The sequence below is a fragment of the Streptomyces sp. NPDC058751 genome, assembly GCF_042746485.1.
In the GTDB taxonomy this organism is placed as follows: Bacteria; Actinomycetota; Actinomycetes; order Streptomycetales; family Streptomycetaceae; genus Streptomyces.
In genome coordinates this window covers 31684-57409 of the sequence record NZ_JBHYPZ010000045.1, presented here as the reverse complement: position 1 = coordinate 57409, position 25726 = coordinate 31684, and the positions used below count along the sequence as shown (strand labels likewise).

Genomic DNA, 25726 nt, shown 5'->3' with positions numbered 1-25726 from the left:
GCCCTGTCCCCCGTCGTCGGCCCCGCTCCTGTCGAACGGATCAACTATCAAGGCGTGCCCACGCGTTGACAAGACCACATCCGGGAGGGGCGCTTGACCCTCACGTGACGTCATGCCCCATGGTCGGGGTCGTGGAAGAACACCTGACCGTGGGACGCGTGGCGGAGCTGGCCGGCGTGAGCGTCCGCACGCTGCACCACTACGACGACATCGGCCTCGTACGGCCGTCCGCGCGGACTCCGGCCGGATACCGGGCCTATGCGGCGGCCGACGTGGAGCGGCTGCGCGAAGTGCTCGCCCATCGGCGGCTGGGCTTCGGGTTGCGGGAGATCGCGGATCTGGTCGACGACCCGGCCACCGACGCCGTCGCACGGCTGCACCGGTTGCGCGGCCTGCTGATGGAGCAGCGCGACCGCGCGGCCGCCATGGTGACGGCGATAGACAGGGAACTGGAGGCACGGGCCATGGGCATCGAGACGACCCCGGAGGAACAACTGACCATGTTCGGAGCGAAGTTGTACGACGCCATCGGATCCGCCTACCCGGCGACACGACGGACCGAACCACGGATCGCCGCACGGGTGTGGGACGCGCTCGGGGACGCCCGGACGGTGTTGAACGTCGGTGCCGGCACCGGTTCCTACGAACCCACGGACCGCGACGTGACCGCGGTGGAGCCGTCGGCGGTCATGCGGGCGCAGCGTCCCGCGGACGCGGCGCCGTGCGTGGCCGCGAACGCGGAGAACCTCCCGTTCGAGGACGGGTCCTTCGACGCGGCGATGGCCTTCAGCACCGTTCACCACTGGCGGGACCCCATCGCCGGACTGCGCGAGATGCGGCGCGTGGCCCGCCGCGTGGTGGTGTTCACGTACGACGCCAGCACTCCCGCCTGGCGTGAGCGGTTCTGGCTCGTCCGCGACTACCTGCCCGAGTTCGCCGGCCTCCTCACCGAGTGGCCTTCCCTGGCCGGCCTGACCCGTGCGATCGGGGGCCGTGCGGAGCCGGTGCTCGTTCCGTGGGACTGCGCCGACGGATTCTTCGAGGCCTACTGGCGCCGGCCGGAGGCGTACTTGGACGAATCCGTGCGCCGCGCGGTGTCGGTGTGGACGAGGGTCGGTCCGCAGGCCGAACAGCGGGCGGTGAGCCGGCTCCGCGAGGACCTCTCCTCGGGGCGGTGGGCCGACCGCAACCGCGACCTCGTGGCCCTCGACGCGGCGGAGCTCGGCCTCCGTCTGCTCGTGGCCTGACACGGCGGAAGCAGGACCGGAAACGGCAAAGGCAAGGAGAGTCCTCTCCTTGCCTCTCCCAAGGTATAGCGCACCGGGGGCCTTGCCGCAAGGGCCCGGTCATCGCGCACAATCGTCGGCCTGTGCCACCGCCCGCGAAGACACGGGGTGCGCGTCGCCCGGCCGGCGGAGCGGCCGGACGACGCGTCGGCGGGAAGGCATGACCAGGGACGAGAACGCGTTCGGGCGAGGGATTCGGCGGAGATGACAGAGCGGTACGGGCAGCAGGGGCAGTACGTGCTGGACCTTCAGGAGGTCGACGAGACGTGGGGCGCGCTCGTCGGTGGCAAGGGCGCGCAGCTGGGCGGGCTGTCGCGGATCGACGGCGTCCGCGTTCCGGCCGGATTCTGCGTGACGACGGACGCCTTCCGGCGGGTCACGGAGCAGGCGCCGTCCCTCGACGAGCGGCTCGACGAGCTGTCGCGCCTGGACCCGGACGACCGGGAGGCGGTCCGTACGCTCAGCGCCCGGATCCGCAGGATCATCGAGGAGACCGCCGTTCCGGGTGACCTCGCGACGGCGGTCACCGGCGCGCTCGCCCGGCACGGCGACGAGCGCGCCGCCTACGCCGTCCGGTCCAGCGCGACGGCGGAGGACCTGCCGACGGCCTCGTTCGCCGGCCAGCAGGACACGTATCTGAACGTCGTGGGGTCCGCGGAGATCCTGCGGCACGTCAGCCGGTGCTGGGCCTCGCTGTTCACCGAGCGGGCCGTGGCCTACCGCCGGCGGAACGGCGTCGACGACCGTACGGTCCGCATGGCCGTGGTCGTCCAGCGGATGGTCCTCCCGCACTCGGCCGGCGTCCTGTTCACGGCCGACCCCGTCACGGGCCACCGCAAGGCCGCCACCGTGGACGCGGGCTTCGGTCTCGGCGAGGCCCTGGTCTCCGGGCTGGTGAACCCGGACGTCTTCAAGGTGCGGGACGACGAGGTCGTCGTCAGGACGATCGGCGCCAAGGAGCGTGCCGTCCGGGCGCTGCCCGGCGGTGGTACGCGGGAAGTGGCGGTCGACGCGCGGCAGCGGGAGCAGCCGTCGCTGACGGACGATCAGGTCGTGGAGCTGGTGCGGCTCGGACGGCGGATCGAAGCGCACTTCGGCCGCCCCCAGGACATCGAGTGGTGCCTGGCCGACGACGGCTTCCGGATCGTGCAGAGCCGGCCCATCACGACGCTGTTCCCCGTCCCGAAGGCCGACGACCAGGAGAACCACGTCTACGTCTCGGTCGGCCATCAGCAGATGATGACCGACGCGATGAAGCCGCTGGGGTACTCCATGTGGCAGCTCACGGCCATGGTGCCGATGCACGAGGCCGGGGGGAGGCTGTTCGTCGACGTCACCCGGCGCCTGGCCTCGCCCTCGAGCCGCGCCGCCCTCCTGGACGCCATGGGGAAGGGGGATCCGCTGGTCAGAAACGCTCTGGAGACCGTCCTCGATCGCGGCGACTTCGTCCCCCCGCTCCCGGACACGGGCCCCGCCGGACCGCCCGCGAGCGGGGCGTCGATGCCGGCCGAGGCCGACCCCGCGATCGTCACCGAACTGATCGAGCGCAGCCGGGCGTCCGTCGCCGCCCTGGAGCGCGGCATCCGGACGAAGAGCGGACCTGAACTGTTCGACTTCCTGCTGGATGCCTTCGAGGAACACAAGCGGGTCCTCGGTGATCCGCTGAACATGCGGGCGATCATGGCGGGGATGGAGGCCGCCTGGTGGCTCAACGACAGGCTGCTGGAGTGGCTGGGCGAGAAGAACGCGGCCGACACGCTGACCCTGTCCGCTCCCGACAACATCACGTCGGAAATGGGCCTGGACCTGCTCGACGTCGCCGACGTGATCCGCACCCGGCCGGAGGTGGTGGCGTTCCTCCAGGGCGCCGAGGGCGACGGCTTCCTGGACGAGCTGCCGGAGCTCGCGGGCGGGACCGAGGCCCGCGACGCCATCGAGGCCTACCTCGACCGGTACGGCATGCGCTGCGTCGGCGAGATCGACATCACGCGGCCGCGGTGGCGCGAGCGCCCCGGCACGCTCGTACCCGTGATCCTCGACAACGTCAGGAACTTCGGGAGGGGCGCCGCCGAACGGCGCTTCGAGCAAGGGCGGCGCAAGGCGCGGGAGAAGGAGGAGGACGTGCTGGCACGTCTGCGGGCCCTGCCGGACGGGGAGCGCCGGGCGGACGACACCAAGCGGATGATCGACCAGGTCAGGGCTTTCGCCGGGTACCGCGAGTACCCGAAGTACGGCATCGTCAGCCGCTCCTTCGTCTACAAGCGGGCCCTGCTGGAGGAGGCCGGACGCCTGGTGCGCGCCGGCGTGCTCTCTAAGGAGGAGGACGTCTTCTACCTCACCTTCCAGGAGTTCCACGACGTCGTCCGCACGAACCGGGCCGACGAGCGTCTCATCCGGCGGCGCAAGGAGGAGTTCGGCTCGTACCGGACGCTCACACCGCCCCGGGTGCTCACCTCGGACGGTGAGGCCCTCACCGGGTCCTACCGGCGTGACGACGCGCCCGACGGCGCCCTGGTCGGCCTGCCCGTCTCCGCCGGGACGGTCGAGGGACGCGCCCGCGTCGTCCTCGACATGGCGGACGCCGACCTCGCACCCGGCGACGTCCTGGTCACACCCTTCACGGACCCGAGCTGGTCGCCGCTGTTCGTCGCGGTCGCGGGCCTGGTGACGGAGGTGGGCGGTCCGATGACGCACGGCGCGGTGATCGCCCGGGAGTACGGTCTGCCGGCCGTCGTGGGCGTGGAGGGGGCCACCCGGCTGATCCGGGACGGGCAGCGGATCCGCGTGCACGGCACCGACGGGTACGTGGAACTCCTGTCCTGACCGGACAGGTCCTAGTCGTCCGGCCGGCCGGGGACGACCATCCCGTACTCGTACGCCATGACCACGACCTGGGACCTGTCGCGCGCGCCGAGTTTCGCCATGATGCGGCTGACGTGGGTCTTCGCCGTGAGGGGGGAGAGCACCAGCCGTGCGGCGATCTCGCCGTTCGTGCACCCGGCGGCGACCAGCCGCATCACCTCGCGTTCACGGCCGGTGAGGGCGTCGAGCCGGGTGTCGGGCTCCCGGGTGTTCCTCTCGCGGCGCGCGAACTCGGTGATGAGCCGCCGGGTGACGGACGGGCTGATGAGCGCGTCGCCCCGCGCGGCCACGCGCACGGCGTGCAGGAGCTCCTCGGGTTCGGTGTCCTTGACCAGGAACCCCGTCGCTCCGGCGCGCAGGGCCCCGTACACGTGGTCGTCGAGGTCGAAGGTGGTCAGCATGACGACCTTCACCGCCGACAGTTCCTCGTCCTCGGAGATGAGCCGCGCGGCCTCCAGTCCGTCCATGCCGGGCATGCGGATGTCCATCAGCACCACGTCGGGGCGCAGTTCGCGGCAGGCGGCGAGGGCCGCCCGTCCGTCGGCGGCCTCCGCCACGACGTCGAGGTCGTCCTCGTCGTCGAGGATCGAGCGGATCCCGGCGCGGACGAGCCGCTGGTCATCCGCCAGCAGGATCCTGATCATCCACCGCTCCGCTCCTCGGCTGGTCGTGGTCCGTGAACGGTAGCCGGGCGCGTACGACGAACCCGCCCTCGCGTCCCGGCCGGGCGCTCAGCGTTCCGCCCAGTGCCCGCGCCCGTTCCGTCATGCCGGCGATGCCGCTGCCGCCCGTGTCGCCGCCGTGCCGCGGGCCCCGGCCGTCGTCCTCGACCGTGAGGACCAGCCGGCTCTCGTCGTGGTCGAGCCGGACGACGACGTGGCGGGCGCCGCTGTGCCGGGCGGCGTTGGTCAGCGACTCCTGGACGACGCGGTAGGCCGCCAGGTCGACGGCGGCGGGCAGAGAGGGTCCGCTCCCGTTCCGTTCCACGCGTACGTCCATGCCCGCCAGGGCGGCCGACGCGACCAGCTCGTCGAGCCTGCCCAGGCCCGGCACGGGAGCCGTCGGCGCCGCTTCGTCCACCTGCCGCAGCACGCCGAGGGTGGCCCGCAGTTCCCGGAGGCCCTCCTTGCTGCCCTCCTTGATGGCCGTGAGCGCCGTTTCCGCCTGGCCCGGGTCCTTCTTCAGCCGGTGCAGGGCGGCGGACGCCTGCACGTTGATCATGGACATGTTGTGGCCGATCACGTCGTGCAGTTCACGCGCGATGCGCAGTCGCTCCCGGGTGGCCCTCAGCCGGGCCTCCTCCTCGGCGTAGGCGACCCGTCCGTGCCGCACGGCACCCAGGGCCACGACGGCGACCAGCCAGCCGCCGAGCATGAACACGGCCGTGCCGTTGACGTCGCCGGTCCCGGCGAGGGCGCCCGCGCCCACGCCGACGACCATCACGGCCGCCATGGCGGCGGACGCCCGGAGGCGCCCTTGGGACGCGAGGGCGTACAGGACCGCGATCGGCACCAGGACGAGCGGGCCGTCGACCGTGCTCAGCAGGTAGTAGGCACCGGTGCCGACCACGGTGAACCAGCCCACCGCGACCGGGAACCGGCGACGCGGCAGCAGGGCGCAGCAGACCGCCGCGGCGAGGAGCCACGAGAGCGCCGGTGACGTCGCCGCGTGGCCGTCCGGGCCCGGCCGCTGCCCCTCGGCCACGCCCACCAGCACCAGCACGACCAGGGCCGCCAGGAGATCGGCGCGGAGTCCGCCGGGCAGGCGGAAACGGGTCGGGACGAGGCGCGGCATGCCTTCATTCTGCCTGCGGCACGGCCCCGGCCGGTGCGTATGCCGCCGCCGCGGCCCGAATGCCTGCCAGGGGCGCAGAGCCGGCCCGCGTGACGTACCTCCGCTGGTGCAGGGCGCGGATCCACGTACTACCGCTGGTGTACGCGCGTTGTCAGCCATGGGCAGACGCCCGCGGCCCGGGCCCGCGGGCACGATCGGGATCACCGCCCCGTCCGGCACCACCCGGCGTACCGGCGCCGACCCCGTCGGCGCGCCCGCGGGCTCCGCACCGGCCGGCACGGTGACGGGCGCGGCGGTGACCCCACGCAACACTCGCTCGAATCCGAGGCAGGCATCATGTCTTTCCCCCGCGGCTCGGCCGCGTCCCTCGCCCCGTCCGCGCCAAGGGCCGCCGGGCCCGCGCGTACCGGCCGGTTCGGCGCCCTGGCCGGCTGGGCGCAGCGCAGGCGCTGGACGGCGGTCGTCCTCTGGCTGGCGGTCCTGGCCGCGATCACGCTGGGCTCGGCGGTGGCCGGTCCCGCGTACGAGAACGACTTCTCCCTGCCGGGCACCGACTCCCAGGCGGCGACCGACCTGTTCAGGCGGCACGGCAGTGACCGGGCGGGCGACAGCGTCGAGATCGTCTTCAAGGACGCCGGCGGTGTCGGGAGCGACCGGGCCGCGATCGGGCCGATGCTGGACGGGGTGAAGCGGATGGCGGGCGTGGCCGACGTGCGGAGCCCGTTCGCCGACGCCTCCGCCGTGTCGGAGGACGGCACGGTCGCGTACGCGTCCGTCACGCTGGAGGGCAAGACGGAGGACGTCCCCAGGGAGGACGTCGCCAGGATCATCGACACGGCCCGGAGCATCGGGACCGACCGTCTCCAGGTCGAGGTCGGCGGTGAGGCGGCGCGCAACGCGGAGGACAAGGAGGGGCCGACCGCCGAACTCGCCGGCATCGTGGCCGCCCTGGTCGTCCTCGTGCTGCTCTTCGGTTCCGTGCTCGCGGCGTCCCTGCCCCTGATCACCGCGCTCTTCGCGGTCGGCGGGGCGGTCGGCCTGATCGTCCTGGCCTCGCACGTCCTCACCGTCGCGGACTTCACCCCGCCCATCCTGATGCTCGTCGGACTCGGTGTGGGCGTCGACTACGCCCTGCTGATCTTCCACCGCTACCGCCAGGAACTCCTGGACGGCGCCCGTCCCGCCGAGGCCGGCAGCAGGGCCCTGGACGCCGCCGGCCGTACGGTGTTCTTCGCCGGCTGCACCGTCATCGTCGCCCTGCTGGGTCTGGTCGCGCTCGGGCTCGGCTCGCTCCAGGGCATCGCCCTGGCCGTGAGCGTCACGGTCCTGATCACCATGGCCGCCTCCCTCACGCTCCTTCCCGCCCTGCTGGCCCTGTTCGGCGGGCGCATCCAGGGTCAGGTCCTCAGGCGGCGGGCCGGGGCGGAGGCGAGGGGAAGGACCGAAGGCGACCGCTGGCGCGCCATGGCCCGGGTCGTCCAGAGCCGCCCGGTCCCGACCCTGCTGGTCGGTGCGATCGCCCTGCTCGCCCTGTCCGCGCCGACGCTGGGGATGCGGCTGGGCTTCGCGGACTCCGGCAACGATCCTGTGGAGACGACCTCCCGGAAGGCGTACGACCTGCTCGCCGAGGGGTTCGGCCCCGGCTTCAACGGTCCGCTGATCGTCCTGGTCGAGGGTGAGCGGGCCGCCGGGGCGACGGTGCGGGCCGCGCTGGCCGGGACCGAGGGCGTCGCGGAGGCGAGCCCCGCGCTGCCCTCCGAGGACGGCGCCCTGTCCACGGTGTTCGTCTACCCGACGACCTCTCCTCAGTCCGAGGGCACCGTCGACCTCGTGCACCGCCTGCGCGACGACGTGGCTCCGCCCCTGGAGCGCGAGACCGGTGCCCGCATCCTGGTGGGCGGTGCCACCGCCGCTTCCCAGGACGTCTCCGAGACGCTCGCCGACCGGCTGCCGCTCTTCGTCGCCGTCGTCGTCGGTGTCTCCTCGCTCCTTCTCCTGCTGGTCTTCCGCTCCCTGTGGATCCCCGTGAAGGCGGCCGTCCTGAACCTCCTGTCCATCTCCGCCTCGCTCGGCGTGATCACGCTCGTGTTCCAGCACGGCTGGTTCGGCGCGCAGCCCGGGCCGGTCGAGGCGTTCGTCCCCGCTCTGGTCTTCGCGATCGTCTTCGGGCTGTCCATGGACTACGAGGTCTTCCTCGTCTCCCGCATCCACGAGGAATGGACGCGCACCAAGGACCACTCACGGTCGGTGCGCGAGGGGCTGGCCTCCACCGGCAAGGTCATCACCGCGGCCGCGGCCATCATGATCGTCGTCTTCGCCGCCTTCGTGCTCAGCTCCGACCGGATGCTCCAGCAGTTCGGGCTCGGCCTCGCCGTGGCCATCCTGCTGGACGCCGTGGTCATCCGCTGTCTCGTCGTCCCCGCCGTCATGCAGATGCTCGGCGCACGGGCCTGGTGGCTGCCCGCGCCACTCGCCCGAAGGCTCCCGAGGGTGTCGATCGAGCGCCCCGCGGACGACTAGGACCACGACGCCAGGAGCCTCCTTCACGGGTGCGGCCGGGTGCGATGATGGGGGCATGGGACGACATAGGACCAAGCCGGCTCCGACGCCGCCGACCACCACGCGTGGTCGGCGCACTCGTGACGGCCTGGTCCTCGCCGGCCGCAACGTGCTGGAGCGGCAGGGCTGGTCGGCGTTCAGCCCCGAGGCGGTGGCCCAGGAGGCGGGCGTCTCGTACGGCACCTTCTACACGTACTTCGAGTCCAGGGAAGACCTGCTGCACCACGTCGTCCGGTCGGTCGCCGGCGAGATGTTCGCGTCCAGCCTGGTGCCGCCGGACACCGCGGACGATCCGTACACCAAGCTGGTGGAGGCGAACCGGCTCTACCTCCGCGCCTGGGACCGGGCGTCGAAGGTGATGCGGCTCGTGGACCAGGGGGCGGCCGCGGACGAGACCTTGCGGCAGATGGTCCTGGAGATACGGGAGTTCTACGTCGACCGTGCCACGCGGGGCATCCGGCGCCTTCAGGACGCGGGGCTGGCGAACCCGAACCTGGACACCCGGCTGACCGCGCTGGCGCTGGGGTCGATGGTCGAGCAGGTCGCCCACGCGAGGTTCTCCATGGACGAGTCCTACGACGAGGACACGGTGGTCGACCACCTCTCGCGGCTGTGGGCGTCGGCCATCGGCCTGCGGGGCGCGCCGGACGAGGGCTGGGCGGCTTCCGCCGACGCCCCCGTCGGTACGACGTCCGGCTGAGGCACGCGGGCCGCCGCGTCCGGGTGCGCCGTCCCGTCGCCCGCGGGCACGGCAGCGGTCGCCGCGCGGCGGGTTCAGCACCCCGTGAACGCGGGTCTCCGCTTGGCCAGGAAGGCGTCCAGGCCCGTCCGGTAGTCCTCCGAGGCGCCGGTGAGGGCGATCTGCCGCGCTTCGTGTTCCAGCGCCGCGTCGAGCGTCGGTCCGGACGCGAAGGTCACGGCGGCCTTGATGGCGGCGAACGCGCGCGTGGGTCCGGCGGCGAGTTCGGCCGCGTTCCGGCGAACCGTGTCCTCGAACTCCTCGTCGGCGACGACCTGGTGGAGCAGTCCCAGGTCGAGCGCTTCCGCCGCGCCGAGGAGCCGGGGGCGCAGCAGCAGGTCGAGCGCCACCGCGCGCCCGGCGATGCGGGGCAGGGTCCAGGAGATCCCGGTGTCGCAGGACAGGCCGATGCCGGCGAAGGCGGTGGCGAACGTCGCGGACGAGGCGGCGACGCGGACGTCGCACGCGAGCGCCAGCGCCATGCCGGCGCCCGCGGCGACCCCGTTGACCGCGGCGACCACGGGCTTCGGCATGGTCAGGAGCGTCCGTACGAGGGGGTTGTACTGCTCCCGTACGGCATCGGCCATGGCCTGCGCGTCGCCCGCGGACCGTGCTTCCTCCAGGTCCTGGCCCACGCAGAACGCCCGCCCGCTTCCGGTGAGCACCACGGCGCGGACGTCCGGGTCGTCGGCCGCGGTCCGCAACGCGTCCAGGAGCCGGGCCTTGGCGTTCAGGTCCAGGCTGTTCATCCGGGCCGGCCGGTCGAGCCGGACCGTCCGGACGCCTCCCCGCGTGGAGGTGGTGACGGCGGTGGTTTCGGTCATGGTGGTTCCGTTTCTGGATCGGTGCCGGGTCGTCCGACGGGGAGGGGGTCTTCAGGCGGTCGTCGACGGGGCCGTACGGACCGTGGCCCCGAGCGTCTTCGCCCCGAGGGCGCGCAGCGCGTCGTCGTACTGCGTCTTGAGCGTCGCGACGAGTCCGGCGACGGTGCGGCTCTCCTTGACGGCGCCGATGCCCTGGCCGGATCCCCAGATGTCCTTCCACGCCCGGGCGTTCGTGTTGCCGCCGGAGCCGAAGTCCATGGCGGAGGGGTCGGACTCGGGAAGGTCGTCGGGGTCGAGACCGGCCGCGGTGACGCTGCCGCGCAGGTAGTTGCCGTGGACGCCGGTGAACAGGTTGCTGTAGACGATGTCCTTGGCCGTGCTGTCCACGATCATCTGCTTGTAGGCGGCCGAGTTGTTGGCCTCCGTGGTCGAGAGGAACGCCGATCCGATGTAGGCGAGGTCGGCGCCCGCGGCCAGGGCGGCCAGGATCGACCTGCCGTGGGCGATGGCGCCGGACATCAGCAGGGGGCCGTCGAACCAGTCGCGGATCTCCTGGACGAGGGCGAAGGGTGACTGCGTCCCTGCGTGGCCGCCGGCTCCGGCGGCCACGGCGATGACGCCGTCGGCGCCCTTCTCGACGGCCTTGCGGGCGAAGGCGTCGCTGGTCACGTCGTGCAGGACGATCCCGCCGTACGAGTGCACGGCGTCGTTGATCTCGGGGCGCGCCCCGAGCGAGGTGATCACGATCGGCACCCGGTGCTTCACGATCACGTCCATGTCGGGTTCGAGGCGGTCGTTCGAGCGGTGGACGATCTGGTTGACCGCGAACGGGGCGACGACGGCGTCCGGATGCGCGTCCGCGTACGCGGCGTTCTCCTCCGTGATGCGGTCCAGCCAGTCGGACAGGAGCGACGCGGGCCGGGCGTTCAGCGCGGGAAAGGAACCGATCACACCGGACTGGCACTGGGCGATGACCAGTTCGGGTCCGGAGGCGATGAACAGGGGCGAGCCCACGACGGGCAGCGTGAGGGGCCGTGACAGGGCGGGGGGGCAGCGGCATGACGGGTCCTTCGGCAGCGTGCGTCGAGCCCTCGGCGGCATGACGGCCGGCGGCGGGGCCTCGGCGGGAGCGGGGCGGAGCAGGACAGAGCAGCGATTGTGCAACTCGTTGCACAATCGGGCAAGGGCACTCTCCGGCCGCCCGCGCGGACCGACGGCATCGACACCCGAGCCCCCGGCCTCCCCGTCCACGGCCCGACCAGCGGCTTTTCCAGGAACGCGCCGGACCGAATCCGCAACCTGACTTTTTTGTCAAAGAGACGCGCATCACAGCACCAGAAGGCCCCTCAAGCACCAACCCCAGGCTCATCAAGCCGCAGAAGTGCTCGATCCAAGACTTGACTATTTTGTCAGCTTCATCGACGCTGCCGTCATCGCAACCCCAGCCCACCGTGAACGGTGCGGCTGTTCGCATCGGACAAAGCCCCAGGGAGAGACGCGCATGGACGTCCAGTTCGATTTCAGCGGCAAGAGGGTGGTGGTGTTCGGCGGCACGTCCGGCATCAACCTCGCCATCGCCGAGGCCTTCGCCGCGAGGGGTGCCTCGGTGGCGGTGGCCAGCCGGAGACGGTCCAACGTCGACGCGGCCGTCGAGCGGCTCGGCGCGCACGGGAACCCGGTACGCGGCTTCACCGCCGACGTGCGGGACATGGGGTCGGTCACGGAGGTCTTCGCGGCGGTGCGCTCCGAGTGGGGTCCGGTCGACGTCCTGGTCTCCGGCGCGGCCGGCAACTTCCTCGCCGAGGCGGACCAGTTGTCGTCGAACGGCTTCAAGGTGGTCGTGGACATCGACCTGAACGGCACCTTCCACGTCATGCGCGCCGGTTCCGAGCACCTGGCTCGCGGTGCCTCGGTCATCAACATCACCGCGCCGCAGGCGACGATCCCCGTGCGCTACCAGGCCCATGTGTGCGCGGCGAAGGCCGGAGTGGACCAGCTCACCCGGGTGCTCGCGCTGGAGTGGGGCGGCAGGGGCATCCGCGTGAACGCGATAGCGCCGGGACCGATCGCCGGAACGGAGGGGCTGGCCCGGCTCTCGCCCGGGGACGACCCGGACGGCGACAGGTCGGTCGGGAGCGTTCCGCTGGGCCGGTTCGGCACCACGCGGGAGATCGCCGATCTGGCGATGTTCCTGTCGTCGTCCGCCGCCGCCTACATCTCCGGCGCGGTCGTCCCCTGCGACGGCGGGGGTTCCTTCGAGAGCGTCCGCGCGATCGAGGAAGCCGGCCGCTTCCTCGCCTCGGCCGCGCGATGACGGAGCCTCGACCGGCCCCTCCCGGGGCCGTGTCCGCTCCGCCCTTCACCTCTCGCCTCTCACTTCTCACCTCTCAGGAGCCTTCCGCATGAAGCGTCTGATCTACACCGAGGACCACGAAGCCTTCCGGGCGGTCGTGCGCGCCTTCCTCGAGAAGGAGGTGCTGCCGCACTACGAGCAGTGGGAGGAGGACGGCATCGTCTCCCGCGAGGTCTGGCGGGCCGCGGGCCGGCAGGGCCTGCTCGGTCTCGCCGTGGAGGAGGAGTACGGAGGCGGCGGGAACACCGACTACCGGTACAGCGCCGTGCTCGCCGAGGAGTTCGGCCGCGCGTACGCCGCCGGCTTCGCCATCGGCCTGCACAACGACATGATCGGCCCCTACCTGACCTCGCTGGCGACCGCGGAGCAGAAGCGGCGCTGGCTTCCCGGCTTCTGCGACGGCTCGATCGTCACCGCGATCGCGATGACCGAACCCGGGGCGGGCTCCGACCTCCAGGGCATCCGCACCACCGCCGAGGACCACGGGGACCACTGGGTCCTGAACGGTTCCAAGACCTTCATCTCCAACGGCATCAGCGCGGACCTGGTGATCGTCGTGGCCCGGACGACACCCGAGGGCGGTGCGCACGGGATGTCGCTGCTGGTCGTCGAGCGGGGCATGGAGGGCTTCGAGCGCGGCCGGAACCTCGACAAGATCGGCCAGAAGGCGCAGGACACCGCGGAGTTGTTCTTCGACGACGTCCGCGTGCCCAAGGAGAACCTGCTCGGCGAGCTCGACGGGGCTTTCCTGCACCTGATGACGAACCTCGCGCAGGAGCGCATCACGATCGCGGTGGCCGCCGTCGCCGGAGCGGAGCGCCTGCTGGAGATCACCACGCGGTACGTGAAGGAGCGTGAGGCGTTCGGGCGGCCGCTGTCCGAACTCCAGCACGTCCGCTTCGAGTTCGCGGAGATGGCGACCGAGTGCGCCGTCACACGCGCCTTCCTGGACCGGTGCGTCGAGGAGCACGCGAACGGCTCCCTGGACGCCGTCCACGCCTCGATGGCGAAGTGGTGGGCGACCGAGCTGCAGAAGCGCGTCGCCGACCGGTGCCTGCAACTCCACGGCGGCTACGGCTACATGACCGAGTACCCGATCGCCAAGGCGTTCACCGACGGCCGCGTCCAGACCATCTACGGCGGGACGACGGAGATCATGAAGGAGATCATCGGACGCTCGCTGCTCGCCTGACCCCTGCGGTCGGTACGGTGCGGTCATGTCCGCGTTTCTTCAGCAACTCCCCGCTCTCGCAGGCGTCGTGATCGGTGCGCTGGGTTCGTACCTGGCTCTCGTCCGCAGCGACCGCCGGCGCTTCGAGCGCGATCAGGCGGGCCGCTGGGAGGAGCGGCGTCTCGCCGTGTACTCGGAGTACGCGCGGTCCCTGAAGAAGTCGGTGACCCTCACCTACCGGGTCGCCGCCCACATCGGAAACGACCCGCATCCGCACCCGCTGCCCCCTGGCCGAGGCCGAAGCGCTCCTGGCCCGGGCCACCGACGACCGCGATCCTCCGGGAGAGGCCCTGCTCATGCTGGGCAGCCGCGAAGTGGTGGACCGGGCCAGGGAATGGGTGACCGTGGTGATGGAGATGGAACGGTTCCTGCGCGCGGGCACCCACGACCCCCGGGCGTGGCAGGCGCTCCTGGAACGCCAGCGCAGGGGCCGCGAAGGCTACTACGCGGCCGTGCGCGAGGATCTCCGGCTGCCCCCGGGACACCCGGGCCGCTGGCTGACGACGCCGGACGCGTGACGTCCGGACGCGTGACATCCGGACGCGGGGCTCGCCGGGAACGACGCCGACGACCTGCCATCGCGTCCGCGTCCGCCCTTCGGACGCCACGGTCGTCTCCCCCGGCACGGCGAAGCGCTCCCGCCGCCTCGAAGACGTCCCGCTCCGGCGTCACACTCGTCTCGTACCACTTCGTCGCCTCGTACCTCTTCCCCGCCTCGGATCCCTTCCTCTCCTCGCGCCTCTTCCTCGTCCCGTGCCTCTTCGTCCGTACCCGCACCCCGGCGGACCGGCCGTCCGCCCCGTCCGCCAGGGCCACCGGGGTGAAACCGGCACCCGGCGCCCGGCACCTGCTCATGGAGGACAGCATTGGCTTCCGCCGACATCACCTACGCGATCACCGGATCCTCAGGCCGCCTGGGCGGGCGGATCGCGCGCAGGCTGGCCGCCGCCGGCATCGCGCAGACCCTCCTGGCCCGCACCCCCTCCCGCGCTCCGCGGCTCCCCGGCGCGATCGCGGTGCCCGGCGCCTACGACGACCACGAAGCCCTCGTACGCGCGCTGCACGGCACCGACCGCGTCCTGATGGTCTCGGCCTCGGAGTCCCCCGACCGGCTCCGGGACCACCGCACGTTCGTCGACGCCGCGGCCCGGGCCCGTGTCGCACACCTCGTGTACGTCTCCTTCTACGGGGCCTCCCCCGACGCGACCTTCACACTGGCCCGGGACCACTGGCACACCGAACAGCACATCCGCGCCGCCGAAATCCCGTTCACCTTCCTCCGCGACAATCTCTACGCCGACTTCATGCCCGCTCTCGTGGGCGCGGACGGCGCGATCCGCGGGCCCGCCGGTGACGGCAGGGCGGCCCTGATCGCCCAGGACGACATCGCCGACGCCGCGGTGGCGGTCCTGCGCGATCCGCGTCCGCACACCGGCCGCGCCTACGAGCTCACGGGACCGGAGGCACTCACCCTCGCGGAAGTGGCCCGGACCCTCACCGAGGTCGGCGGCCGACCGGTCACCTACGTACCGGAGACGACCGAGGAGGCGTACGCCTCCCGCGCGGCGTACGGGGCGCCCGACTGGCAGCTCGACGCGTGGGTGTCCACCTACACGGCGATCGCCGACGGCTCGCTCGCCACCGTGACCACCGCGGTCGAGGACCTCACCGGGCACCGGGCGACACCCCTGGACCAGGTACTGCGCGCGGCGGCCGACGGCTCTCCCTCCCCGTGAGGGACGCCGCCGGCGGGTGTGACGCGCCGCCCCTCCTCCGTGCGCGCGGGACGCGCGGCGGACGTGTTCAGCGCGGGAGCACCCAGCCCGGGGTCCAGGTCCCGGCCGCGTCGTGACCTGCGGCCGCGGCGGCGAGGTAGGTGTGGAGCGTGGCCAGCGCCGGGTGGGGATCGTCGCGGTGCCACAGGAGCGAGTGCGGGTAGACGGGGGTCGGGTCGGTCACCGGGATCAGCCGCAGACCGCGTTCGTCGCGCCAGACGCCGGGGGCGTCTCCCGGCGAGAGCCGGGGAAGGGTCCGCACGCCCATGAACGTGGCGAGCTCCGGGGTGTCGGCGACGGTGTCGAGCAGCGCGTCGGAGCCGAAGTTGGGGCCCGTCGCCTCGATGGTGAGACCGAACTCGGCGGCGAGGTCGTCGTAGTACGCGGCCCACTCGGACCCGGGGACGAGGCCCGGCATCCAGATCCGGTGGCCCACCAGCCCGGCGACGGTCACCGACCGGGCTCCCGCCAGGGCGTGGCCGGCCCCGGTGAGCAGGTGGAGCGGCTCGTCGAGCACCCGTACCGACTCGATGTCCTCGGGGAGGGTCCGGCCCGGCACGGCGACGGCACGGAAGGACGCGTCGATCGTGCCGGACCGGACGGCGGCGACGGCCGTCTCGATGTCGAGGAGCATCACCACGTCGAGGTCGACCTCGGGGTGCGTACGGTGGAAGCCGCGCATCAGGCCCGAGGCCGCGCCGCGCGAGGCGATGATGTCGACGCGCAGCGGACGGCGGCCGGTGCGCACGGACGCGACCGCGCGTTCGGACACCCGCAGCAGCTCACGGGCGTGCGGCAGGAACGCCTGGCCGTCGATGGTGAGCTCGGCGCCTCGCGGTGTGCGGGTGAACAGCCTCACCCCGAGGGTGCGCTCCAGCCCGGCGACGCGTTTGGAGACGGCCTGCTGGGTGACCGCCAGTTCGACGGCGGCCTCCTGGAACTGCCCCGCGTCGGCGACGGCGACGAACGTCCGGACGGTTTCGAGGTCCACACAGGCACCCTAACGCCACAACCGATGGTTGTGGTGCACGCTCATGCGGTTGTTTGATCCCGGTCGCGGTGCTCGCTTTCATGTCCTCGGACGCGGATCGGCCGTGCGGGTGGGGAGCGAGGGGCGAGGGGTGTCGGGCATGAGGAGCGGGCACCGGCTGGGGCGGTCGTTCGGGTGGCTCTGGGGGGCGTACGGGACGAGCGCGCTCGGCACGTGGCTCGCCTTCGGCTCCTTCGAACTGATCGCCGTCCGGGTGCTGCACGCCGGACCGGCCGAGGTGTCCGTGCTCGCCTCCGTGGGGGCGGCGGTGGGCGCGGCCGCGGCGGTTCCGCTGGGCCCGTGGGTGGAGTTCCGGCGCAAGCGGCCGGTCCTCGTGGTGATGGACCTGGTGCGGTTCGCGGCCCTGCTGACGATCCCCGCCGCGTTCGCGCTCGGCGCGCTCACCTTCGTCCACCTCCTGCTCGTCTCGGTCGTCGTCGCCGCGGCCGACATCGCCTTCCGCGCCGCCTCCGGCGCGTACCTGAAGACACTGGTGGCGCCCGGGGACCTGCTCGTCGCGAACGCCCGGTTCGAGTCGACGGCCTGGACGACCACGATCATCGGACCGCCGCTGGGCGGCGCGGCGATCGGGCTTCTCGGTCCGGTGGCGACGGTGCTGGCCGACGCGGTCAGCTACCTGCTCTCCGCCCTCGGCATCCGCGCGGCGGGCGGGCACGAGCCGCGGCCCGAACACCGGGAGGCCACGCGCGTACGCGCCCCGGACCTGCTCGACGGCTGGCGGTACGTCCTCGCCGATCCCACCCTGCGTCCGCTGTTCCTCAACACCTCCCTGTTCAACGGCCTGGTGATGGCCGCCCAGCCGCTGCTGGCCGTCCTGATGCTCGGCGGGCTCGGCTTCGCACCGTGGCAGTACGGCCTCGCCTTCGCCGCGCCCTCGGTCGGCGGGCTGCTCGGCTCACGGCTGGCACGACCGCTGGTCACCCGGTTCGGACAGCGCCGGGTCCTGGTCGCGTCCGGGACGCTGCGTGCGGTCTGGCCGCTCGGCCTGGCCTTCCTGGGACCGGGCACCGGAGGACTGCTGCTGGTGATGACCGTCGAGTTCGGGCTCATCTTCTGCTGCGGGGTCTTCAATCCCGTCTGCTCCGCCCACCGCCTCGAACGCACCGCGACGGACCGGGTCGCCCGCACCCTGACCGCCTGGTCGGTGACGACCAAGGGCGCGACCGCGCTCCTGACCGCCCTGTGGGGCGTACTGGGCGCGCTGCTCGGCCCGCGCACGGCCGTCGCCCTGGCCGGCGTGCTCCTGCTGGCGACCCCGCTGCTCCTCCCCCGGCGGGCCGGGGCGCCGGTCGCCGGGGCGGAGACGGCACCGGCAGGCTCCTGACGCCCGCTCCCCGGTCGTCCCGCCGCTCTCGGGGCGGCGGTCATCCCACCGCTTCCGCGGCGACGCCCGGCTGCGGCCGGGTCCGCACGCCCCAGCGGGCGATAGACGGGCCGACGGCACCCAGCGCCGCGAAGAACGCCGCCAGCAGCAGCCAGCCCGCCGTGCCGAGGCCGAGCACCACCGTGGTGAGGATCGCGGGGGCGAGGGCCTGGCCCGCGCCGAAGCCGAGGCCGAGGACGCCTTGGTACTGGCCCTGGGCATGGTCGGGGGCGAGACCGAAGCCCAGGGCGAAGCCCGCCGAGGACTCCCAGACCTCTCCCAGGCTGTGCACGAAGACCGCCGCCAGGACCAGTCCCGCCGCCGCCCAGACAGGGGCGTACGCCGCCAGCGCCATCATCGGGCAGCTGACGAGGAAGAGCAGCCCCGCGACGCGAAACGCCCTGCCGCCGTCGTGGAGGGTTTCGACGCGGGAGCCGATCCTGGTCTGCGTCAGCACGCAGAAGGCGGCGTTGACGGCGAACAGCGCGGCCACCGTCCAACGCGGCGCTTCGGTGTGTTCGGAGATCCAGATCGGCAGGAGCAGGGAGACCACCGGGTACTGCAGTCCCATGGCCCCGTAGAGGGCGGTGAACGTCAGGAACGGACGGTCCGTGAAAGCGAGCCGGCGGCCCTGCCGCGGTGGTGCCGCCCGCACCGGATATCGGGGCAGCAGGAGCAGGAGCGCCGCGCACAGGGCGAAACTCGCCGCGTTGCCGAGGATCAGCGTGACATAGGCGCCACGGGTGTTCACGGCCAGCGCCAGCCCGGCACCCACCGTTCCGGTGATGACGCCCAGGTTGACGAAGGTGCGCATCTTCGCCCGGAACAGGGCCGGACGATCGCCCCCGACCCGGACCACCAGAACGCCCCAGGCCGCCCCGCCGGCCGCCGCGGCGATCTGGTCGACGGTCGCGACGACCGTGAGCGCGGCCCAGTTCTCGACGAGGACGAGGGCCGCCATCGACACCGCCTGGACCGTGAGGGCCAGCATCATGATCACGCGCGCCCCGCGCCGGTCGGCGAGATGCCCTCCGGGTACGCCCGCGCACAGGCCGATCACTCCGGCGACGGTGAGCGCGGCACCGACCTGCGCCGCGGGCATGCCCACGACCGAGGTGAAGTAGAGCGCCGACGCCGCGTTGAACAGACCGTTGCCGACCCGGTTGACGAAACTGGCGGCGATCAGCGCGCGCTCGGGCCCGCTGTCCCCCGCCATGCGGCCTATTCGGCCCGCGAGACCACTTTTGATCACGAACGGCAGGCTAGCAGTGGCCGCGGAACCCTCCGCGACGAAACGGACATCGGCTCACGTGCGGCCGCGTGCTCACGTACGGCCGCTGATGTAGCGGCTGATGCAACTGTTGGTGGTCGTACGGCCGCGTTCGGCGCAGAACGCGCGGGCCGCGTCGCTGTCGGCGAAGGGACCGGGCGCGTAGATCACCCAGTAGCCGGGGCGGAGGGGCGCGTAGTCGTCGCTGCGCAGGACGAGCGCTTCGGGCACGGTGGCACGGATCTGCGCGAGGTGCCGGTCGCGGGCCGCGGTGCCCGCGGAGACGGGCTCGGAGGACAGCTGGGCGATCCAGCGACCGGTCCCGGCCGGAAGGGGCGAGGGCTCGGAACGGCCGGGGGTGGAGGCCACGGGTTCGCTGGGCGCCTGAACGGGACTCGAACTCTGCTGCGGCGACGGACTCCGCCGCGACGGTGAACTCTGCTGTGGAGACGGACTCCGAGGTGTGGTGGCGGGTGTGGTGGATGTGCTCGGCGTGGAGCCTCCGGCCTGGTGGGAGGGCTCGTCGTCGCCGAACGGGACCAGGGTGAGAACCAGAGCGGTGACCGCGACGGCGGCCAGGGTGAGGGTGACGGCGAGGGCGGCTCTGCGATGCCGGTGCGGATCCCCGGGGAGCCGGGAGTCCGGCAGGGTGGGCGGCGCCGGGACGGGTGGGGCCGGTGTCGATACCGCGGTCAGTGTGGGCCGGTCCCATTGTGGTGCGTCGCCCGACTCGGCCTGGGTGAGGAGTTGGTCGAGTCGTGCGGCGTCGGGGCGGGCGGCGGGGTCGCGGACGAGGAGGGACTGCAGGGCCTGGGCGAGGGGGCCGGAGCGTACGGGCGGTGGGACGGGGTCGTCGAGGACGGCGGCGAGGGTGGCGAGGGTGGTGGCGCGGCGCAGCGGGCTGACGCCTTCGGTGCACACGTACAGGAGCAGGCCCAGGGACCACAGGTCGGAGGCGGGGTCGTCGTCGTGGCCGCGGATGCGTTCGGGGGCCATGTACTCGGGGGAGCCGACGAGTTCGCCGGTGGCGGTGAGGGCGGTGGTGCCCTGGAGGGCGGCGATGCCGAAGTCGGTGAGCACGGCCCGGCCGTCGGGGCGGAGCAGGACGTTGGCGGGTTTGACGTCCCGGTGCTGGATGCCCGCGGTGTGGGCCACGTGCAGGGCGGTGAGCACCTGGCGGCCGATGCGCGCGGTCTCCTCCGGGCTCAGCGGGCCTTCGGCCAGGCGTTGTTGCAGGGACTGGCCGGGGACCAGTTCCATGACGATCCACGGGTGGGGGTGGGTGTCGATGATCTGGTGGACGGTCACCACGTGCGGGTTGCTGAGCCGTGCCAATGCCTTCGCCTCGCGGATGACCCGTTCACGGACCGCGTGGGAGGCCTCGGCTTCAGGGTGCACGGCCTTGAGGGCGACGTCGCGGTCCAGCACGGTGTCGCGGGCCCGCCACACCGTGCCCATGCCCCCGCTGCCGAGCCGTTCGATCAGCTCGAAGCGTCCGTCGACCACGTCCCCCGCTGCGTTCATACGCGTCAGATTAGAGCAGGAAGCGAAGGACGTCGGTGCTGTTCAGGAGCAGCCGCCCCTCGTTCCCAACGGGTTCTATTCCAAAGGGCATTCGGTCAGCAGCGTCGAAGCGTCCGCGCCGGCCGGGCGCGGCACGGTGCGGCCGGCCGGAGGCCGTCCCTCGCCGGCCACCCAGCGTTCCAGCGCGGTGAAGGCCGAGCGGTGACAGGGGGTCATCGGGCGGAGTTCGCCCGGGAAGGCGTCGACGAGCGAGTCGGTGTGCGTCCCGCCCTCGATGCGGTAGTAGCGCAGTGACGAACTCCGCCCGGCCTCGCGCACCATGCGGGCGTAGACGTCCCCGTCGCGGCCGATCGGCAGCAGCACGTCGAGCGTGCCCTGGAGGGTGACGAGCGGTTTGCCGATCCGCCCCGTCAGCGCGATGCGGCCGACGGCGCGGTGCACGGTCCGCGGCCTCGCGCCGTAGTCGTAGTCGGCGTCGCATCCGGGGGTTCCGGAGGCGCAGAACGGGGTTCCCGCCTCGGTCGCCCCGTCGTATCCGGGGTCCAGTTCCTCACGGTAGAGGCGCTGGGTCAGGTCCCAGTAGGTCTTGTGGTGGTACGGCCACAGGAACTCCGACCCGGCCGGATAGCCGGCCGCGTGCAGGGCGTCCTCGGCCGCGTCGGCGCCGGGTCCGCCCGCCGCGTAGAGCGGGTAGGCGCGCAGGGCGGGCGGCAGGAAGGCGAGCAGGCCGCCGTCGGAGTTCCAGAGCGTGCCCTCCCAGTCGACTCCCCCGTCGTAGAGCTCGGGGTGGTTCTCCAGCTGCCAGCGGACCAGGTAGCCGCCGTTGGAGATGCCGGTGGCGATGGTGCGGGACGGGGGCTTCCCGTAGCGCTCCTCGACGACGGCGCGGGCCGCCCGGGTGAGCTGGGTGAGCCGTGTGTTCCACTCGGCGATCGCGTCGCCGGGCCGGCGGCCGTCGCGGTGGAAGGCGAGACCGGTGTTGCCCTTGTCGGTGGCGGCGTAGGCGTAGCCGCGCGCCAGCACCCAGTCGGAGATCGCGCGGTCGTTGGCGTACTGCTCGCGGTTGCCCGGTGTTCCGGCGACGACGAGTCCGCCGTTCCAGCGGTCGGGCAGCCGGATGACGAACTGCGCGTCGTGGTTCCAGCCGTGGTTGGTGTTGGTGGTGGACGTGTCGGGGAAGTAGCCGTCGATCTGGGCCCCGGGCACTCCGCTGGGCGTCGGCAGGTCCCTGGGCGTCAGGCCCGCGTAGTCGGCGGGGTCGGTGTGGCCGGAGGCCACGGTCCCCGCGGTGGTCAACTCGTCCAGACAGGAAGCCTGTTGGTGAGCGGCCCCGGGTACGCGGGGATGGCCGCCCGTGGAGCAGGGCCTCGTGTGCGGGCCGTGGCCGCCGACGGCGGGTGACGGCGCGGCCGACGCGAGGACGCCGGAACCGGCGGTCGCGAGCACCAGCGCGCAGAGCGCGGCCCGCCATCGGGGCCGCCCGCGACCGGGTGGGGTGACGTCCGTACGAAGGCGGGGCATCCGGGACCTCGAATCCTCGTGGGGATGGGGTGGACGCGCCGGAGGTTAGTGACATGAGGGCAGGTGGGGACATATGTCGGGCCACCATGATGGCGGTGGCGGGAGCAGCGTCGGCCACCATGGCGGCTCCTGCCTCCTTGTGCGGACGGGACTTGACGCCATGTCAGGAGCAGTCGGTGTCGCACGGATCGCGGATGCTCCGCCCGGTCCTCCGGGGCGGGCGAGCGGTGGACCGTGGGGATCAGTCCCGCTGTCGTCGGCCGGACGCCGCCCACAGGTCCGGGCAGAGCACCGCCACGACGCGTTCGAAGCGCGCGGCCATCTCGGCGGCCGTCTGCTCGGGGTGGTGCCGCCACCAGGCGACCGCGGCGCTCACCGTCCCGTACCACAGGTGCGTGACGAGGTCCGCGTCGAGCGGTTCGACGGCCGACGAGGTGTCCAGGAACTCGGACACGCCCACCGCGCCCATCCGGTTGAGCTCCCTCCGGTACTCGCTCGCCGCCTCGTGCAGCGGTCCCTCGGCCGGAAGGGTCCCGTCGTAGACGAGTTCCCAGTCGTGCGGGCGCGATTCGAGAGCGAAGAAGACGGCCTCCAGGGTGCGCACGGCGCGCGAGAGGTCGGAGGGCCCCTGCTGGGCGGACGCGACGGCTTCGGCGAGGCGGGTGCCGGCCTGGTCGAGGCAGGTCAGATAGAGGCTGTCCTTGGAGCCGAAGTACTCGTAGATCATGGGTTTGGTGATGCCGGCCCGCGCCGCCACGTGCGCGGTCGACGCGCGTGCGTAGCCCTTCGCGCCGAACTCCTCGGCGGCCGCCTCCAGGATCAGCCGCTCCCGGTCCTTGCGGGGCATCCCTTTGGTGCCCACGCCCTGTGTCGCCCTCGCCTGCTTGCTCATGTCCCCCACCCTATGCCAAATTGACCGAGCGGTAAGTTACCTGGCGTTCAGTTGAGGGTGGAGGGACGATGAGCGGCAAGACGCGTTCGTGGTGGGGCTGGGGGAACGTCGAGGACGCGGTGCGGGGCGCGGAGCGGGCGGAACTCACCCGGCGCACCGCCGAGTTGCTCCCGGACGCGGACCTGACCGTGCACGGGGCTCCCCCGGTGGAGTCCTTCGACGTGGCCCCGAGCCGGGTCACGGCTCCGCCCGCGCTGGCCCCGCTGGCGTCGTACGACATCCGCGACCGGCTGGCGCACAGCCACGGCCAGGCGTTCCGCGACGTCGTCCGCGCGCTGCTCGGAGAGCTGCCCCACGTGCCGGACCTCGTCGTGCGGCCCACGTCGGAGGCCGAGGTGGTGCGGACACTGGAGTGGTGCGACGGCGCCGGCATCGCGGTCGTCCCGTTCGGCGGCGGCACTTCGGTCGTGGGAGGCGTCGAGGCCCGTACGGGCGCGGAGTACGCCGGGGTGGTCAGCCTGGACCTCGGCTCCCTGGACCGGGTCCTGGAGGTCGACGGGACCAGCCGGACGGCACTCGTCCAGGCCGGCGCCCTCGGCCCTCGCCTGGAGGAGCAGCTCAGACCCCATGGACACACGCTCCGGTTCTTCCCCCAGTCCTTCGAGTTCTCCACTCTCGGCGGCTGGCTGGCGACCCGGGCCGGTGGTCACTTCGCGACCCGTCTCACCCACATCGACGACCTCACCGAGTCGCTGCGGGTGGTCACCCCCGCCGGTGTCGTCGAGAGCCGCCGTCTCCCGGGTTCGGGTGCCGGTCCCTCGCCCGACCGGATGTTCCTCGGTTCCGAGGGGACCCTCGGTGTCATCACCCAGGCGTGGGTACGCCTTCAGGACCGGCCGCGTTGGCGGGCGGGGGCGTCGGTCGCCTTCGAGGACCACGAGGCGGGCGTCCGGGCCGTACGAGCCCTCGCGCAGTCCGGACTCGATCCGGCCAACTGCCGCCTGCTGGACCCGATGGAGGCGTTCATCAACGCGGGCAGCCCGGCCTCGGTGCTCGTGCTCGGCTTCGAGTCCGCCGACCATCCCGTCGACGCGTGGATGGAACGCGCGCTGGAGCTCTGCCTCGACCACGGGGGCGCGCTTCCGGAACCACCGCGGTACACCGGCACCACGGACACGGCCGCCCGGACCTCGACCGCCGACACCTGGCGCTCCGCCTTCCTGCGGATGCCCTACCAGCGGGACGCCCTCGCGGCGCAGGGCATGATCGTGGAGACGTTCGAGACGGCCTGCACCTGGGACCGGTTCGCCGGGCTCCGCGCGGCCGTCGACGCCGCGGCCCGGGACGCCATGCGCCAGGTCGGCGCCACGGGTGTCGTGACCTGCCGGTTCACCCATGTCTACCCCGACGGCCCCGCCCCGTATTTCGGGGTCTACGCCGCGGGCACGTGGGGCAGGACCGTCGAGCAGTGGGACGAGATCAAACAGGCGGTCTCCGAGGCGCTGATCACGCACGGCGCCACCATCACCCACCATCACGCGGTGGGCCGGGACCACCGGCCGTGGTACGACCGGCAGCGCCCGGACCTGTTCGCCGCGGCCCTGCGTGCGGGCAAGGCCGTGCTGGACCCGTCCGGGATCCTCAATCCCGGCGTGCTGGTCGATCCGCTTCGCTGAATCGGCTCCCCTCGGCGGCGCGGCGGATCCCGGCGACATGTGCGACGACCACAGCGGCTTCAGACATCGGTCTGCGCCTCCGTGAAGCGATTCAGGCCCAGCACGGCGAGCAGGCCCAGCTTCTCGTGGCCCTCGGTGCGGGGCGGGGCGGTGAGGACGAGGAGGGTCTGGGACTGGTCCTCGGTGAAGAGCGCCTGGCAGTCCAGCTCGATCGGGCCCAGTTCGGGATGCAGGAGTGTCTTGTGGTCCTCGAAGCGCTGCGCGACCTCGTGCCGGTCCCACAGCTCGGCGAACTCCACGCTCGACCTCTGGAGAGTCCGTACGAGTGTCCCGGCACGCGACCCCGGTCCGCGCAGCCCGTGGGCCGCGCGCAGATTGGCGACCTGGGCGCGGCTCTGCCGTTCGTGATCGTCCTCGGGGTAGAGAGCGCGCTCCGACGGATCGGTGAACCAACGGTGGATCGCGCTGCGGGCGAGCCCCGTGTGCCGTGAGGCGTCACCGAACAGGGCGACGGCCATCCGGTTCTGCACCAGCGTTTCGTTGAGGTCGGTGAGGATCATCGCGGGTGTGTCGTCGAGGTGGTCCAGGACGCGCAGCAGTGCCGGGGCGACATGCGTGGGGGCGGACAGCCTGGCGGGCGCGTTGCGTCCGGCGACCCGGTACAGATAGGCACGCTCGTCGTCGGTCAACCGCAGGGCGCGGGCGAGCGAGGCCAGCATCTGGTCACTGGGCTGCGGGCCGCGCCGCTGTTCCAGCCGGGTGTAGTAGTCGGTCGACATCACCGCGAGGGAGGCCACCTCCTCGCGCCGCAGGCCCGGGGCCCGTCGTCGTGCGCCCGGAGGAAGGGCGACGTCCTCCGGCTGGAGCGCCTCGCGGTGGCGACGCAGGAATTCAGCCAGTGCTGCTCGGTCCATGGGGCCATTGTCGTCCGCCCTCCGAGGACGAACCAGGGATCGCCGATCCCCCGATAACCGGTCTCTGCACCTGCGGCGACGGAACGGTGAGG

The 25726-nt window shown here is 72.5% G+C and carries 19 protein-coding genes and 1 pseudogene; 10 read left to right on the top strand and 10 right to left on the bottom strand.

Translation table 11 applies throughout. The features are described 5' to 3' along the window. The first annotated feature begins 119 nt into the window (after positions 1 to 119). Together ACFW6B_RS32830 and rph are read left to right on the top strand one after the other, a co-directional pair. Positions 120 to 1247 (top strand): methyltransferase domain-containing protein, encoded by a 1128-nt coding sequence (locus ACFW6B_RS32830; protein WP_386601872.1) that lies wholly within the window; start codon positions 120 to 122, stop codon positions 1245 to 1247. Between the two features lie 243 nt (positions 1248 to 1490). Beyond that, the gene (gene rph / locus ACFW6B_RS32825; RefSeq protein WP_386601870.1) at positions 1491 to 4109 is read left to right on the top strand and encodes a rifamycin-inactivating phosphotransferase; all 2619 of its coding nucleotides are present in this window, start codon (positions 1491 to 1493) and stop codon (positions 4107 to 4109) included. Between the two features lie 11 nt (positions 4110 to 4120). Here the strand turns inward: rph and ACFW6B_RS32820 are convergent, their stop codons facing one another. Both ACFW6B_RS32820 and ACFW6B_RS32815 read right to left on the bottom strand, forming a co-directional pair. Beyond that, positions 4121 to 4792, bottom strand: coding sequence for a response regulator (locus tag ACFW6B_RS32820; RefSeq protein WP_386601868.1), 672 nt, complete (start codon positions 4790 to 4792; stop codon positions 4121 to 4123). Next, positions 4767 to 5942 (bottom strand): sensor histidine kinase, encoded by a 1176-nt coding sequence (locus ACFW6B_RS32815; RefSeq protein WP_386601866.1) that lies wholly within the window; start codon positions 5940 to 5942, stop codon positions 4767 to 4769. Before ACFW6B_RS32815 ends, ACFW6B_RS32820 begins: the two co-directional genes overlap by 26 nt. Before the next feature lie 336 nt (positions 5943 to 6278). On the opposite strand from ACFW6B_RS32815, the gene ACFW6B_RS32810 reads away from it, so the two are divergent. Together ACFW6B_RS32810 and ACFW6B_RS32805 are read left to right on the top strand one after the other, a co-directional pair. After that, positions 6279 to 8462, top strand: coding sequence for an MMPL family transporter (locus ACFW6B_RS32810; protein ID WP_386601864.1), 2184 nt, complete (start codon positions 6279 to 6281; stop codon positions 8460 to 8462). A gap of 55 nt (positions 8463 to 8517) precedes the next feature. After that, entirely contained in the window at positions 8518 to 9201 is a 684-nt protein-coding gene (locus ACFW6B_RS32805; RefSeq protein ID WP_386601862.1) for a TetR/AcrR family transcriptional regulator, read from the top strand. 74 nt (positions 9202 to 9275) lie between these two features. Here ACFW6B_RS32805 and ACFW6B_RS32800 read toward each other — a convergent pair whose 3' ends face one another. Further along, a complete protein-coding gene (locus tag ACFW6B_RS32800) occupies positions 9276 to 10064 on the bottom strand; it encodes an enoyl-CoA hydratase-related protein (protein ID WP_386601859.1) in 789 nt (262 codons plus the stop codon). A gap of 51 nt (positions 10065 to 10115) precedes the next feature. Next, positions 10116 to 11078, bottom strand: coding sequence for an NAD(P)H-dependent flavin oxidoreductase (locus tag ACFW6B_RS32795; protein WP_386601857.1), 963 nt, complete (start codon positions 11076 to 11078; stop codon positions 10116 to 10118). Positions 11079 to 11565: 487 nt separating this feature from the next. Here ACFW6B_RS32795 and ACFW6B_RS32790 point away from each other — a divergent pair, with 487 nt between their 5' ends. The 4 genes and pseudogenes from ACFW6B_RS32790 (at position 11566) to ACFW6B_RS32775 (ending at position 15384) form a co-directional block, all read left to right on the top strand. Then, positions 11566 to 12378 carry an SDR family oxidoreductase gene (locus tag ACFW6B_RS32790; protein WP_386601855.1) on the top strand — a complete coding sequence of 271 codons (813 nt, stop codon included), beginning with the start codon at positions 11566 to 11568 and terminating at the stop codon, positions 12376 to 12378. An 88-nt stretch (positions 12379 to 12466) separates the two neighbouring features. Next, positions 12467 to 13609, top strand: a complete 1143-nt coding sequence (locus tag ACFW6B_RS32785; RefSeq protein WP_386601852.1) for an acyl-CoA dehydrogenase family protein — start codon at positions 12467 to 12469, stop codon at positions 13607 to 13609. A 25-nt stretch (positions 13610 to 13634) separates the two neighbouring features. Beyond that, positions 13635 to 14166, top strand: a pseudogene (locus ACFW6B_RS32780) (hypothetical protein). A gap of 348 nt (positions 14167 to 14514) precedes the next feature. Next, positions 14515 to 15384 carry an SDR family oxidoreductase gene (locus ACFW6B_RS32775; protein WP_386601850.1) on the top strand — a complete coding sequence of 290 codons (870 nt, stop codon included), beginning with the start codon at positions 14515 to 14517 and terminating at the stop codon, positions 15382 to 15384. A gap of 67 nt (positions 15385 to 15451) precedes the next feature. On the opposite strand, the gene ACFW6B_RS32770 is transcribed toward ACFW6B_RS32775, so the two are convergent. Then, on the bottom strand, positions 15452 to 16414 hold the full coding sequence (locus tag ACFW6B_RS32770; RefSeq protein ID WP_386601848.1) for a LysR family transcriptional regulator: 963 nt from the start codon (positions 16412 to 16414) through the stop codon (positions 15452 to 15454). Positions 16415 to 16553: 139 nt separating this feature from the next. Between ACFW6B_RS32770 and ACFW6B_RS32765 the strand changes: the two genes are divergently transcribed. Continuing rightward, positions 16554 to 17798: an MFS transporter gene (locus ACFW6B_RS32765; protein ID WP_386601846.1), complete on the top strand. Its 1245-nt coding sequence runs from the start codon at positions 16554 to 16556 to the stop codon at positions 17796 to 17798. 40 nt (positions 17799 to 17838) lie between these two features. Here the strand turns inward: ACFW6B_RS32765 and ACFW6B_RS32760 are convergent, their stop codons facing one another. The 4 genes from ACFW6B_RS32760 to ACFW6B_RS32745 form a co-directional block, all read right to left on the bottom strand. After that, a complete protein-coding gene (locus tag ACFW6B_RS32760) occupies positions 17839 to 19089 on the bottom strand; it encodes an MFS transporter (protein ID WP_386601844.1) in 1251 nt (416 codons plus the stop codon). Positions 19090 to 19161: 72 nt separating this feature from the next. Next, positions 19162 to 20631 (bottom strand): serine/threonine-protein kinase, encoded by a 1470-nt coding sequence (locus ACFW6B_RS32755; protein ID WP_386601842.1) that lies wholly within the window; start codon positions 20629 to 20631, stop codon positions 19162 to 19164. Positions 20632 to 20706: 75 nt separating this feature from the next. Then, positions 20707 to 22152: a 3-hydroxybutyrate oligomer hydrolase family protein gene (locus ACFW6B_RS32750; protein WP_386601840.1), complete on the bottom strand. Its 1446-nt coding sequence runs from the start codon at positions 22150 to 22152 to the stop codon at positions 20707 to 20709. Positions 22153 to 22393: 241 nt separating this feature from the next. After that, entirely contained in the window at positions 22394 to 23044 is a 651-nt protein-coding gene (locus tag ACFW6B_RS32745; protein ID WP_386601838.1) for a TetR/AcrR family transcriptional regulator, read from the bottom strand. A 68-nt stretch (positions 23045 to 23112) separates the two neighbouring features. Between ACFW6B_RS32745 and ACFW6B_RS32740 the strand changes: the two genes are divergently transcribed. After that, positions 23113 to 24720, top strand: a complete 1608-nt coding sequence (locus tag ACFW6B_RS32740; protein WP_386601836.1) for an FAD-binding oxidoreductase — start codon at positions 23113 to 23115, stop codon at positions 24718 to 24720. A 59-nt stretch (positions 24721 to 24779) separates the two neighbouring features. Here ACFW6B_RS32740 and ACFW6B_RS32735 read toward each other — a convergent pair whose 3' ends face one another. Further along, the gene (locus ACFW6B_RS32735) at positions 24780 to 25634 is read right to left on the bottom strand and encodes a helix-turn-helix transcriptional regulator (protein WP_386601834.1); all 855 of its coding nucleotides are present in this window, start codon (positions 25632 to 25634) and stop codon (positions 24780 to 24782) included. Between the last annotated feature and the right edge of the window lie 92 nt (positions 25635 to 25726).

Coding starts and splice junctions, on each gene's coding strand:
- ACFW6B_RS32830 (WP_386601872.1), top strand. CDS start 120: ATGGTCGGGGTCGTGGAAGAACACCTGACCGTGGGACGCGTGGCGGAG.
- rph (WP_386601870.1), top strand. CDS start 1,491: ATGACAGAGCGGTACGGGCAGCAGGGGCAGTACGTGCTGGACCTTCAG.
- ACFW6B_RS32820 (WP_386601868.1), bottom strand. CDS start 4,792: ATGATCAGGATCCTGCTGGCGGATGACCAGCGGCTCGTCCGCGCCGGG.
- ACFW6B_RS32815 (WP_386601866.1), bottom strand. CDS start 5,942: ATGCCGCGCCTCGTCCCGACCCGTTTCCGCCTGCCCGGCGGACTCCGC.
- ACFW6B_RS32810 (WP_386601864.1), top strand. CDS start 6,279: ATGTCTTTCCCCCGCGGCTCGGCCGCGTCCCTCGCCCCGTCCGCGCCA.
- ACFW6B_RS32805 (WP_386601862.1), top strand. CDS start 8,518: ATGGGACGACATAGGACCAAGCCGGCTCCGACGCCGCCGACCACCACG.
- ACFW6B_RS32800 (WP_386601859.1), bottom strand. CDS start 10,064: ATGACCGAAACCACCGCCGTCACCACCTCCACGCGGGGAGGCGTCCGG.
- ACFW6B_RS32790 (WP_386601855.1), top strand. CDS start 11,566: ATGGACGTCCAGTTCGATTTCAGCGGCAAGAGGGTGGTGGTGTTCGGC.
- ACFW6B_RS32785 (WP_386601852.1), top strand. CDS start 12,467: ATGAAGCGTCTGATCTACACCGAGGACCACGAAGCCTTCCGGGCGGTC.
- ACFW6B_RS32765 (WP_386601846.1), top strand. CDS start 16,554: ATGAGGAGCGGGCACCGGCTGGGGCGGTCGTTCGGGTGGCTCTGGGGG.
- ACFW6B_RS32755 (WP_386601842.1), bottom strand. CDS start 20,631: ATGAACGCAGCGGGGGACGTGGTCGACGGACGCTTCGAGCTGATCGAA.
- ACFW6B_RS32750 (WP_386601840.1), bottom strand. CDS start 22,152: ATGCCCCGCCTTCGTACGGACGTCACCCCACCCGGTCGCGGGCGGCCC.
- ACFW6B_RS32745 (WP_386601838.1), bottom strand. CDS start 23,044: ATGAGCAAGCAGGCGAGGGCGACACAGGGCGTGGGCACCAAAGGGATG.
- ACFW6B_RS32740 (WP_386601836.1), top strand. CDS start 23,113: ATGAGCGGCAAGACGCGTTCGTGGTGGGGCTGGGGGAACGTCGAGGAC.
- ACFW6B_RS32735 (WP_386601834.1), bottom strand. CDS start 25,634: ATGGACCGAGCAGCACTGGCTGAATTCCTGCGTCGCCACCGCGAGGCG.